The organism is Clostridioides sp. LIBA-2809, assembly GCF_056688965.1.
Map to the genome: position 1 here is coordinate 3,817,121 of NZ_CP197004.1, position 11,721 is coordinate 3,828,841.

General features: G+C 28.2%; 12 protein-coding genes. All 12 read right to left on the minus strand.

Going from position 1 to position 11,721, the window contains the following annotated elements:
* Positions 1-60: 60 nt before the first annotated feature.
* The 12 genes from ACTG44_RS18020 to ACTG44_RS18075 all read right to left on the minus strand — a co-directional run bounded on the left by ACTG44_RS18020 (position 61) and on the right by ACTG44_RS18075 (position 11,713).
* Positions 61-1,281: a DUF4179 domain-containing protein gene (locus tag ACTG44_RS18020; protein ID WP_479917596.1), complete on the minus strand. Its 1,221-nt coding sequence runs from the start codon at positions 1,279-1,281 to the stop codon at positions 61-63.
* A gap of 62 nt (positions 1,282-1,343) precedes the next feature.
* Positions 1,344-1,877 (minus strand): sigma-70 family RNA polymerase sigma factor, encoded by a 534-nt coding sequence (locus ACTG44_RS18025; protein WP_021386260.1) that lies wholly within the window; start codon positions 1,875-1,877, stop codon positions 1,344-1,346.
* A gap of 219 nt (positions 1,878-2,096) precedes the next feature.
* The gene (hpt, locus tag ACTG44_RS18030) at positions 2,097-2,636 is read right to left on the minus strand and encodes a hypoxanthine phosphoribosyltransferase (protein ID WP_021386183.1); all 540 of its coding nucleotides are present in this window, start codon (positions 2,634-2,636) and stop codon (positions 2,097-2,099) included.
* 313 nt (positions 2,637-2,949) lie between these two features.
* The gene (locus ACTG44_RS18035; RefSeq protein WP_479917597.1) at positions 2,950-4,257 is read right to left on the minus strand and encodes an L-cysteine desulfidase family protein; all 1,308 of its coding nucleotides are present in this window, start codon (positions 4,255-4,257) and stop codon (positions 2,950-2,952) included.
* A gap of 427 nt (positions 4,258-4,684) precedes the next feature.
* Positions 4,685-6,460, minus strand: coding sequence for a sigma-54 interaction domain-containing protein (locus ACTG44_RS18040; protein ID WP_479920988.1), 1,776 nt, complete (start codon positions 6,458-6,460; stop codon positions 4,685-4,687).
* A complete protein-coding gene (locus ACTG44_RS18045) occupies positions 6,457-6,594 on the minus strand; it encodes a hypothetical protein (protein WP_021386277.1) in 138 nt (45 codons plus the stop codon). Before ACTG44_RS18045 ends, ACTG44_RS18040 begins: the two co-directional genes overlap by 4 nt.
* A gap of 77 nt (positions 6,595-6,671) precedes the next feature.
* A complete protein-coding gene (locus ACTG44_RS18050; RefSeq protein WP_021386272.1) occupies positions 6,672-7,241 on the minus strand; it encodes a class I SAM-dependent methyltransferase in 570 nt (189 codons plus the stop codon).
* A 183-nt stretch (positions 7,242-7,424) separates the two neighbouring features.
* Positions 7,425-8,060: a single-stranded DNA-binding protein gene (locus ACTG44_RS18055; protein WP_479917599.1), complete on the minus strand. Its 636-nt coding sequence runs from the start codon at positions 8,058-8,060 to the stop codon at positions 7,425-7,427.
* 657 nt (positions 8,061-8,717) lie between these two features.
* Positions 8,718-9,599 (minus strand): TSUP family transporter, encoded by an 882-nt coding sequence (locus ACTG44_RS18060; RefSeq protein ID WP_479917600.1) that lies wholly within the window; start codon positions 9,597-9,599, stop codon positions 8,718-8,720.
* Between the two features lie 119 nt (positions 9,600-9,718).
* Positions 9,719-10,726 carry a proline racemase gene (locus tag ACTG44_RS18065; RefSeq protein WP_021386243.1) on the minus strand — a complete coding sequence of 336 codons (1,008 nt, stop codon included), beginning with the start codon at positions 10,724-10,726 and terminating at the stop codon, positions 9,719-9,721.
* A gap of 19 nt (positions 10,727-10,745) precedes the next feature.
* The gene (locus ACTG44_RS18070; RefSeq protein ID WP_479920989.1) at positions 10,746-11,228 is read right to left on the minus strand and encodes a glycine/sarcosine/betaine reductase component B subunit; all 483 of its coding nucleotides are present in this window, start codon (positions 11,226-11,228) and stop codon (positions 10,746-10,748) included.
* Between the two features lie 17 nt (positions 11,229-11,245).
* Complete coding sequence (locus ACTG44_RS18075) at positions 11,246-11,713, minus strand: glycine/sarcosine/betaine reductase component B subunit (RefSeq protein ID WP_021386220.1); 468 nt, start codon at positions 11,711-11,713, stop codon at positions 11,246-11,248.
* Positions 11,714-11,721: the final 8 nt, after the last annotated feature.

The window sequence follows — 11,721 nt, forward strand, 5'->3', positions numbered from 1 at the left end:
AATATTGAGTATTGCTCTAATTAATTATATGAATCGACAATTTTTTATGTGAGAATATATCTATTTACTTATATCAATATCTATACTTTGATTGTTAAAGGTTGTTACATTATTATTATTTTTACCCCAGTCTTCTATTATTGGAGTAACACTTATTTTCTTAACATTTTTTCTAATTTCATATTCTAAATAAGATTCAACATATTTACCTTTAGGATAACCTAAGTCATAGCCTCCTGCACCGCCAACAAATTCTAATTTTTTTCCTCTTCCATCTTTAAGTTCAAACTCTAATATTTTTGGTGCATTATCATCCTTATCAAAATTATATTTATTAGTTTTAAATCCATATATTATCCTAATCTTTGTAGGAGAAACTCTTACTTCTTTCAACACTAAATCAACATCAATATCTTTATTTTTTAATCTTACATTCTTATCTACATTATAAATTCTTGTATCTTTAACTATATTTGAACCATTTATATTCGTATTAAATGACCAATTTCCACTAAGATATCCATTTAAGTGCTCACCTTCTACTCCTCCCATATTTCCTATCTCTATCTCTTTTGATGTCTTTATACTCTTATTTAACTCATACTCGACTTTATTTATACTTATCTTTATATCATAGTCTTTATTTAAATCTATATTTTTTAATAAATCAAAATTTTCTACATCACTTTTTCCATCTCCATCTTTATCTAGATTATCAAGCTTACATGTCATAACCATATTAGTAGTGCCATCTTTATTTTTTTCTGATGTAGAAGCACCTGTTATTGAAACAAAGTTCATATCTCCAACTTTAATTTTAATATCATCAATTCCTAAGAATCCATTTTGTTTCTTTAACCCCAAAGCATCTTTATCAAGCTTACTATCATCAACACTTATGTTGAGGAATAGTTCTCCATCTCCAAGCATAATCTCATTTAACTTTATACTGATTCCTTTATCTGTAGCAACACTATCTACAATGTTTTTATAAGGTTTGAGTTCTTCAGTATCCTTATTAAAGAAATATTCTATTTGTTTTCCTATATGTTGCATATATGCTAGAGTAGTTTCATTAGTAAATGCAGATGTACCTAAAATAACTACTGATAATCCCCCTACTAGAGCATACCTCTTAAAATTATTATTCTTCTTATTATATTGAATCTTAGATTTCATTCTCTTTTTCATCTTAGATTTCTCTTCACTACTTAATACAATGTCATCATATTCTTCTATATCTATATTTGTCTCATTAAATAAATCAAATTTATCTTTCATAAAAAATCTCCTTTTCCTCTATATTTTTTATATTCAAATACTTGCTATTATTCATTTTATATTTAAGCTTTCTTCTTATTTAAATGAATTTTCATCTTTTTTCTACCTCTTGAAAGTCTATTATGTAGATTTTCAACAGTAGTTTCATTTTGTATAGCTATGTCTTTTAGAGAAATATCTTCTAAATAATACTTTCTAAAGAGTTCTGCATCTTTATCACTTAATGTACTTATAAGGTCATTTACTTCTTCTTCAATTTCTTTTTTATCCAATTTTTTATCTATATAGAGTATTTCTTTATCTTCCAATTCTAAATGCATATTATTGTTTGTGTACTTTTTCCTATAATTGATTGCTCTATATTTAGAGATAGAACCTATCCAATTTTTAAATGAATTTTTTTCAATATCAAATTTTTCTATGTTATTCCATATTGATAAAAGTACATCATCTATACATTCTTCTTCATAAATTCTAGCATTAGCAAGTGTTCTTCTGACTATAGATGTTATAAAATTCCCATACTCATCAATAAGCATTTCCATACCTTTTTCTTTTTGCTTTTTTATATTTTTGATTATAAGTTTATCCTCCAATTTAATACCTCCTTTGTAAAAGCCTTTACAATTACTAATACAATTAAAAATCTCATTTCCTATCAATTATTTAAATTTTTTTTATTATATTATAAAAATAAAACCAGTTAATCTGTATAAAGTTAAATTAATCCTACTTTAAATTGCTTTTTAAATGAAAAAAGCCCCAACACGATTAATAAAAATCATATTAAGGCATCCACAAAATTATATAATTGCTTATCTATCTTCATCAGTAACATTGAATATATAAGGAACATTTCTATAGTAATCACCAAAATCAAATCCATATCCAACTACAAATTTATCTTCTATTTCAAATCCACAATAATCTGGTACTAAATCTACTTTTCTTCTACTTGGTTTGTCCAAAAGAACACAACATTTTAAACTAGATGGGTTTTTAGCTTTTAAATGCTTTAATACAAAATCCATAGTTAATGCAGAATCAGTAATATCATCTACAACTAATACATCATATCCTGCTATATCAGTAGTAACATCCGCAACTACTTTAACCCTTCCAGTACTTTCTTCACTATTTCCATAACTAGATGTAGTCATAAAATTAACTCTAAGAGGTAAATTTATATTTCTAACTAAGTCCGCACAAAATATAAAACTACCTTTTAATAGAGAAACTACCATAAGATTTTTATCTTTATAGTCTTTTTCTATAACTGCTCCTAATTCTTTTAATTTATCTTTAATTTTTTCTTCTGAATACAACACTTCCCATTTTTTTGTTTCTATATCCATAAAAAGACCTCCAATTGTAATAATCCTTCTTAATTTTATAAGAGATTGCTCATTTTTTCAATACTCTTATTCAATATTAGCCAATATTATTGAGTTTTTAAGTACATTCAACAATTATTAACAATGTATCTTATATTTTAAGTAGTCGATATATTAATACTAAATTACATACTATATATTTTAGACAAAAAAAGAAAAAACTTGCAATAACAAGTTTTTTCCATTTATACATAATCACATTTTATTAGGGGTACTAACCAAATTTATTTATGCTATTTTTATTGTATTTATAATATAAAAATATTTTAAAATACTAATCAACTTTATTCATATCATTCATTACATTTAGGATTATCTCATCTGTTATAGACATACCTTTATCACTTACTCTACCTAAGTTTTGTATACTTTGCTCAACACTTGAACCAACTATACCATTTAGTGGTGGTACAAAACAATCCTGCTTAGCTATTATAGCACTTTGTACAGCAGCAGATGCAGCAGATGATAATTTCAATGCACAACCAGCTTTTGCTCCATCACATATCATTCCACTTAAATCAGCTATCATATTTTCTATAGCTCCCTCTATTTGCTTTTCAGTACCATTCATAAGCCAAGAGATACCAGCAGTTGCTCCAGTAGATGCAGCAACTCCACATCCACATACAGCAGATAATCTTCCTGTATAGTTTTTGATATAACCAGTTACTAAATGTGATATAGCTAAAGCTTTTGCTAGTCTTTCATCAGATTGTGGGAATTTTTTATTGTAAGCAACTATTGGAAGAATTGCTGTTAAGCCGTGGTTACCACTTCCATTTGAACTCATAACAGGCATTTTTATTCCTGCCATTCTAGCATCTGAAGCTCCAGCAGTTAACATCATTGCATAGTTTATAACATCATTACCTAAAAGACCTTCTTCCATAGATTTTTTAATTCCATATCCAACACCTATACCAGTTTTTTGCTTTAATCCATACTCAGCCATTTCTTCATTCATTTTTACTCCATCTAGTAAAAACTCTATATCTTTAAAATCCATATCTTCTATATTTTTTACTAACTCTTGTATAGTTACAGTATCCATTAAGCTTTCAGCTTTTTCTGCTGAAGCATTTGAAGCTGATACTTTTGGTTCATTATCTAGTAATACTTCTCCATCTTTCTCAAAGTATGTGAAGTTGTCATGTTTAGTTCTTATTCTAACCTTAGAAGTATGATTTGCTCCTTTTAATACAACCTCTATAAACACTTTCTCTTTTGTATCTGCAGGTGCTATTGATAAAGGATTATTATCTATATAATCTTCAGCTATTTTAACTTCTTCCTTTGTTAAGGTCTCTAACACACTTAATCCGTTTTCAGAATGTCCACCTACTATACCTAGAGCTGCTGCTATTTTTAATCCTAATCTTTCAGTACCTGGTATACCTACGCACATACCATTTTTATAGATACTAGGACTAACTAACATACGATTTTCAACGACTTCTTCTCCTAATAACTCTTTTGCCTTTGCACATGCTAGTGCTAAAGCTACTGGCTCAGTACATCCTACTGCTGGCTTAACTTCTGCCTTTAACATTTCCACTAATTCTTTTCTTATATCTCTCATTTTATATAAACCTCCCAATTAAGTTTAGATTTAGTACTCAAATAATTCTATTAAATAATTTCTTATCTATATTTATAGCAATATACATGCCATATTCTTTATTTTTTTTATTTTTTTATTTTTGATATGCTACAATCATTGGTATGGCTAATTCTATGTATATATTTTTTTTATTTATATAGAGATTTTATATTTTTTTCAATTGCTAAAATAGCGACAATTTCGCAAAAAGACAAAAAAAAATCTCAAAATGAGATTTCATATCATTTTGAGACGGTTCAAATATACTATCTAAATATATATATTCAAAATAATCATAATAAAAATTATGCTATTCTTAAAAGTTATAAATTAAAAAAAATTCAAACAATTAATATTTTTATTTGTATTTACGTTTTATACAACTTTTTATTACCTTCTTATATTACTATGAGATTATATTGTATTTTTCAATTTTTCTATATAATGTAGCTCTTGATATTCCAAGTGCTTTAGCTGTTAATTCTTTATCTTTTTTATAATCTTTGTATTTATCTAAAGCTTTTATTATCTCAATTTTCTCAAGTTCATCAAGTGGAATTACTTTATCACTTTTAACTTCTAATTCTTCTACAGATGTATTTTTTATTTTTTGAGGAATCACATTCATTGTAATTATTGGAGATGAAGACATGTTCACACTATATTCAATGATATTCTGTAACTCTCTTATATTGCCTGGCCACTTATATTCAATCAAGGTATCAACAACCCTACTGTCTATATCAATAACATTTTTAGCTAGTTTTTTTGAATACTCTTTAACCATATGCTTAATTATAAGTGGTATATCATCTTTTCTTTCTCTTAAACTTGGTAATTTTATAGGTATAACATTTAATCTATAATATAAATCTTCTCTAAATGTCCCATTTTGAACCATTTTTTCTAAATCTTTATTTGTTGCAGCAATAATTCTTACATCAATTAAAACATTTGATTTACTTCCAATCTTATTGAGCTCTTTTTCTTGTAATACTCTCAATAGCTTTGACTGTAAATGCAAACTCATATCTCCTATCTCATCTAAAAAGATACTTCCTTTATGAGCTACTTCAAACATTCCAAGCTTTCCACCTTTTTTAGCTCCAGTAAAAGCTCCCTCTTCATATCCAAATAGTTCACTCTCCAATAAATTATCTGGTATCGCTGCACAGTTTACAGCTATAAAAGGATTATCAACCCTATTACTATGATTGTGTATGGCTCTTGCAAAGAGCTCTTTACCCGTTCCACTTTCACCAGTAATAAGTACTGTTGAAGTTGATTTAGAAGCCATCAGTGCTTCTTTTTTAGAATTTCTTATAGCTGTACTTTCTCCAATTATATTTTCCAGTTTTATCTTATAATCTTTATTAATCTTATTGTAGTTTTTTATAGCGTCTCTTTTATCTATAAAGTCAATAACGTATCCTTTTAATTCATTTTTTAATACTATTTTATTGATGTTATATATTCCCTTTGAATCATATCCATATCTCTTATAAAAAAAGCTACATGATTTATCTTTCTTAAAGTTATTTATAGAAGGCTTCTGTATAAAGTCTAATTCAGCAAATATGTTTTTGCCAGTTATATTATCTTTTAGATTAAAAAGCTCTTTAAATTTTGAGTTATATTTATCAATTTTACCATCTACATCAATAGATACAACTGCCTTGTCCATATTGTTTAATAAAGTTTCTAATTTTTTCTTTTCTAATTCCAGTTCATATGTTTTAATTTGAGCTTTTAATTTGCTAGATATTAAATCTGCCATCTTGCCTAAAAAGTTTATAAGACCACTTTTATTATTTTCTATAATCTGTGCCTGCTCTTTTGTAAAGGCTATAAGACCTATAACACCATGAGAATCACCATCACATATAATAGGGCAACACACCTCTGCAAACTCTACACAAGCATCATTTTTATAACATTCCTTACATATATCACTACTCTTTGGGTCATCAATCAGTATTGTAATCTGTTCTGTAAGTGATTTTTTAAAAGCCGTATACTTATCTACTTTCTCACCTATTTTATCTACATATACTCCTGTTCCTGCAATCCTAAATAACTCCTTATTTACTATAGTTACATCTATATTGAGTACTGATACTATAGCCTCAGCTATGTTTTGAATATCAGTTTTTATATATTCTAGACCTATCATAATCATCATTCCTTGTTTTTTCTTAACATAAGTATTTGTCTTATTTCTTTAAGAATTAAGTATATCTTATTTAAAGTAAATTGGATTGACATTAGGACTACAAAGAGCATAACAATTATTATCAACTCATAATTTATTTCCATCTAAACATCTCCTTATAACAAAAGACTAGGCTTAACCTAGTCTTTTATATTATATCCATATTTATATTTTAACTCATTTATCTTCTTTTTCCCACATAAATATATTTTAATTTATTTGACTCTTTAATCATACCGTCAAAGTTTAATCTTGAAAATATATTGAATACTTCATGTGGATAGTGAATCTTTGCAACAGAACCACAAAACTTATGTTTAAGATAGTTTAACTTAACTTTTAAATTTTTTAAATTTAAATCCTCTAATATAACCTCTCCATTGCCCTTTAAAACTCTTTGTATTTCGGATGAAGCTTTTTCACAATCTGTAATAACATTAAATTGGTCTACTATTATTATCTTGTTGAAATGATTATCATCAAATGGTAAAAACTCTAACTTACCTTTAACTACATTGCAATTTTCATTATATACTAAAGAGTAACAGACATCTTCATAGTTACTATTCTCCAGTATAGTTACAGAAGTACCAAGACCTCTTAATCTCTTGCCTAGGTTTCCTATATGACCAACAAGCAATATTTTATCACCTACATTATACTCAATTGTATCCAAAAAACATTCTAATTCATCAGATGTATATTTAGCTTTAACTGGCTGTCTATTTATCTGATATAATATGCTTTTCACAATGCTTCACCTCTTCATTTCCTCAATTATAAATTATGTACAGATTACATTATAATAAATGGCGAGCAACTATTCAAGAGATATTTCATTAGTATTTTTTTAAACAATCTTTATGCATTTTAATATGTTATTATAGCGAAATTATTAGTATTTTGTTCATAAAAAACAGTATACTTTTTGAGTCTATTCATTGTTATTTTCATCCAGTTTTTTTATTTTCGATATTGATACTTCATATGCCATTTTTTTAATCACATTATTTTCATCTATTTTTTTCTCATACTCTCTACTTTGAACCCTACCCCAAAGCTGTATTCTATCACCAACCTTTAGATTCTTTGCAAATTTAGCATTTCTTCCCCAAACTATAGATGGTATATAATCAGATTTGTTATAAGGTCTATTTATAGCCACTAATAAATCAGTTATTTCCCTTCCTAGAGGTGTCTTCCTATACACAGGCTCCTTACATACATATCCATCTAGAAATATGCTATTAGGGTCCTTATTTTCCTCGTCTATGCTTTTTATTTCTCTGGCAAACACAGTAAGCACTAATCTATTTTTATTATTTAATGTTTTATTATATGATCTTAATTGTCCTACAACATTGACTAAATTTTGTTTATCGAGGTCAATGTCTTGAAGAAGTCTTTCTGATACAGTCATTGGAAGTATATCAAAAGAATCACTTAGTCTGTTTATTTTTATTTTCATGCTATAAAATTTTTCTCCAAATATCTCATGACTAAATTCTAGCTTATTGTCTAACTCCCCTCTTAAGTTTACTACGTTATTCTCATCTTTAACAGCTATCATATTTTATCCCTCCACAATTGTTAATTCTTATATTTCTGGTATCAGCTTATATAATAAATATATTTGTGAGAGATGTATTTTATTACAAATCTTTGATTGCTGTTTAAAAATTTTTATTTAGTTATAAATTTCATTTAATCTTTCAGTTTTAAACTTATAAAATTTCTATACGATTATATATCATCACTGATGAATTTCCCCATTTTAGCTTTAGATTAATTATGAAACTCTTTTAATGCTTTTTAAGTCATATATAACTCATTTTTAATACTTATATGCAAGTAAATTCAACAACTTAAATTTATACAAATAACTCAGACAACTATCAAGTCATTATAAACTTACTTTTTATTATATACAAGTTATATTAGACTTATTATGATAATATTTTTACTAATCTATTTTAATATATGAATACTTAGTCAGTTTATTGAGTATAAAATATAAATATTTAACTTCAAATTATACTTTAGTTTTTAGAAATATAACAATTTATACATCTAATTTACTAAATTATTATATATATTACATAATTGGCATGTTAATTGCTTTATATAATTATATTAATTTAATAAATAAAAAACTGCCTTAAAATATTAATTCAATATTCTAAAGCAGTTTATGATTTTTATTATTAGCTGTAATATTTAATAAATACTAAGCAGTCTTTTTATTTTTATTTGCAGCCATTATCATTGTAGCAGAAGTGTAAGCTATAACAACTATTACTAATGCTTTTAATATATCCATTGGTAGAGTTTTTACTATATATGCTGCTATGAAAACTCCTATTAAACCACAGATAGCTATTATAACTGATGCTTTTTTAGTATATGCATCTTCTTTTATGAATTTCATACTTGCAACTGGCATTAATAATGCACAAGAACCCATAACTATTGGGAATGCAACTTTTGAAGACATTCCTAAGAAATAAACCATTGCCATACCAGGAGCATATAGACCTATACCAGCTGTCATTAAAGCACCTAGTATAAAGTTACCTACTACACCTATTACTAATTTAACACCAGTAAGACCTAATTCATTTCCTCCACCTGGTAATACATTAACCCAAGGATGACCTAATAACATTAATACTGCTGTTAATGCTAGAGTCACACCCATAACAAGTTGTATTTTTCTCTCGTCCATTTTAGCTATTATTCCTGCACCTATATATGAACCAACAGCTGCTGCCACAACCATAGATACTAGAGTAACACCATCAACTGGTATGATTGATGTAAATATGAATGCTTCTGTTACAACTGGAATTGTATGTGCTACGTTTAATGTACCAGGCATTTTCTTATCTGGTATATTTAATTTTAAAGCTTTTGACATTGCTATTGTTGGAGCAAATGACCCTATTCCTAATGTATCAAAGAAATCTGTTATAAATCCTGTTACAGCAACTTTTGGAGTACTTTGTTCTTCTAGTTTCCCCTCTTTGTTTGCTTTAGCTACGTCTTTACCAAACACAACTGCAAAGATTGCTGCGAATACTACGTATAATGCCTTTAAGATTGCTACCATAATCCATCCTCCTATTTTTTTATTTTTTAATATATTCTGAATCTTATAGCCTAAAAGCTATAGAATAGTAGCCAATAAGAGGCTACTATTCTATTTTAATTTCCCAAGTTATTTATTACTTATTTAAGAATAAATCCATGTTTAAGTGGATCTTCTTCATCTATTACAAAGTGATTAAATCCAGTTATATAAGCAGAACCACTTATTTTAGGTACTACAGCATTGAAATCTGCAACTTTAGTTTCTTCAACTATTTCACCTTTGAATAAAGTTCCTAATATACTTTCATATACGAATTTTTCTCCTACTTTTAATTCACCTTTAGCATGTAAAGTAGCTAATTTAGCACTTGTTCCAGTTCCACATGGAGATCTGTCAACTTGACCTTGACCAAATATAACTACGTTTTTGTAAGTAGCTTCTGGATGAGTTGGCTCATCATATATTTCAACTAAGTCTACAGTTTTTATATGAGCTAAAGTTGGATGTTGTATTTCTATTTTTTCGTTTATTATATCTCTAAGTTTCATAGCTAGCTCAGTTAATTTACCAGCATTTTGAGGTTCGATTTTTAAACCTAATTGACTTGCATGTATTATAGCAAAGAAGCTTCCACCAAATGATATGTCAAATTTAACTGTTCCAACACCTGGTAAGTCAACTTCAACACCTTCTTTATATAAGAAAGCTGGTACGTTTAAGAATGATACTTCTTTAGCTTTTCCATCTACAACTGTAACATCTCCTCTTATTATTCCTGCTGGAGCTTCCATAACTACATGAGTTATAGGCTCTACTGCTGGAACTACACCTGTTTCTATAGCTGCTGTCATAGCTCCTATTGTACCATGGCCACACATGTTAAGGTATCCGCCACCGTCCATGAAGATTATTCCAAAGTCAGCATCTGGACAACAAGGTTGAGTCATTACAGAACCAAACATATCATTATGTCCTCTTGGCTCTAACATTATAGCAGTTCTTAAATAATCTAGATTTTTTTCTAAATATTCTTTTTTCTCAGGCATAGAATTTCCTTTTATGTTAGGTATTCCACCTACAACTATTCTAGTTGCTTCACCTGCTGTATGAGAGTCTATAGCTTGTATACTTCTGCTAAATTTCATATCAAATTCCCCCTTAGGTTTATTTTGCGTGCTCACGCATTTTTAATTTTAGGAAAGCTAATGCTTTTTTAACATCAACTTCATCCATGTGATTGTCTCCAACTACTTCTGTCTCTATGTAGCCTGTTGTCTTTTTATAATCAATTATAGTAGCTTTATCCAAATATGAATTGGTAATTACTAATCCATCTGCTCCTATAATAGTAAGACCTACTGTAGGTATATCTGATTTTACAAACTCTGATATAGCATTTGTAAAATCAATATGCTGGTTTCCTGCCATATCTAAAGTTATAATCACTCCATCAGGTCGCAATGATTCAATCCATCTTCCAAGTCTAGTTGCCAAAAATGTTTTCCATTCATTGTGCTCTGATGTCCCAACTACAACCACTCCTAACAAGTCTATGTCAGAATCATTATCTATCAAATCTAGTAATGGGTCTCTAAATATATGAAGTGATGTGTTTTTCATTGATGTAGAAATTCCCACAAAACTCATTCCCTTACTTAAATTTTTTATCCATGTTTTCTCATTTTAAGCTTTAAAAATGCCAAAGCCTTTTTAGCATCTATTTCATTTGTGTTGTTTTCTCCAACAACTTCTGTCTCAATACCTTCTTTTGATTTGTTCATATCAACTATTGTATTCATATATTGATTGCTTACAACAAATTTAGCTTGAGTACCATTAAATGTCACTCCAACTACAGGTATATCTCTTTTGCCTATTTCTTCAAATGTATTAGCATAGTCAACATGTGAGTTTCCCCATCCATCTGATGAAACTATAGCTCCATCTGCTCTCATGGCTTCCAGCCAAGCGGCCGTTCTTTGTCCCACAAAAGTCTTATTTTCGTTTCCATCTGGAGTTCCTACTACTATTACTCCAAGTAAGTCTACATCTTTATCACTTTCAACGATGTCTAAAAGTGGGTCTCTAAAGTGATGAAGAGATGTTTCTTTTGTTGAAGGTCCTATTCCCATAATATCCA

What these genes read in the sequence shown, in the direction of transcription:
- ACTG44_RS18065 (WP_021386243.1), bottom strand. Translation starts at nt 10,726, where the DNA reads ATGAAATTTAGCAGAAGTATACAAGCTATAGACTCTCATACAGCAGGT.
- hpt (WP_021386183.1), bottom strand. Translation starts at nt 2,636, where the DNA reads ATGGATATAGAAACAAAAAAATGGGAAGTGTTGTATTCAGAAGAAAAA.
- ACTG44_RS18045 (WP_021386277.1), bottom strand. Translation starts at nt 6,594, where the DNA reads ATGGAAATAAATTATGAGTTGATAATAATTGTTATGCTCTTTGTAGTC.
- ACTG44_RS18020 (WP_479917596.1), bottom strand. Translation starts at nt 1,281, where the DNA reads ATGAAAGATAAATTTGATTTATTTAATGAGACAAATATAGATATAGAA.
- ACTG44_RS18070 (WP_479920989.1), bottom strand. Translation starts at nt 11,228, where the DNA reads ATGAGTTTTGTGGGAATTTCTACATCAATGAAAAACACATCACTTCAT.
- ACTG44_RS18055 (WP_479917599.1), bottom strand. Translation starts at nt 8,060, where the DNA reads ATGATAGCTGTTAAAGATGAGAATAACGTAGTAAACTTAAGAGGGGAG.
- ACTG44_RS18040 (WP_479920988.1), bottom strand. Translation starts at nt 6,460, where the DNA reads ATGATGATTATGATAGGTCTAGAATATATAAAAACTGATATTCAAAAC.
- ACTG44_RS18035 (WP_479917597.1), bottom strand. Translation starts at nt 4,257, where the DNA reads ATGAGAGATATAAGAAAAGAATTAGTGGAAATGTTAAAGGCAGAAGTT.
- ACTG44_RS18075 (WP_021386220.1), bottom strand. Translation starts at nt 11,713, where the DNA reads ATGGGAATAGGACCTTCAACAAAAGAAACATCTCTTCATCACTTTAGA.
- ACTG44_RS18060 (WP_479917600.1), bottom strand. Translation starts at nt 9,599, where the DNA reads ATGGTAGCAATCTTAAAGGCATTATACGTAGTATTCGCAGCAATCTTT.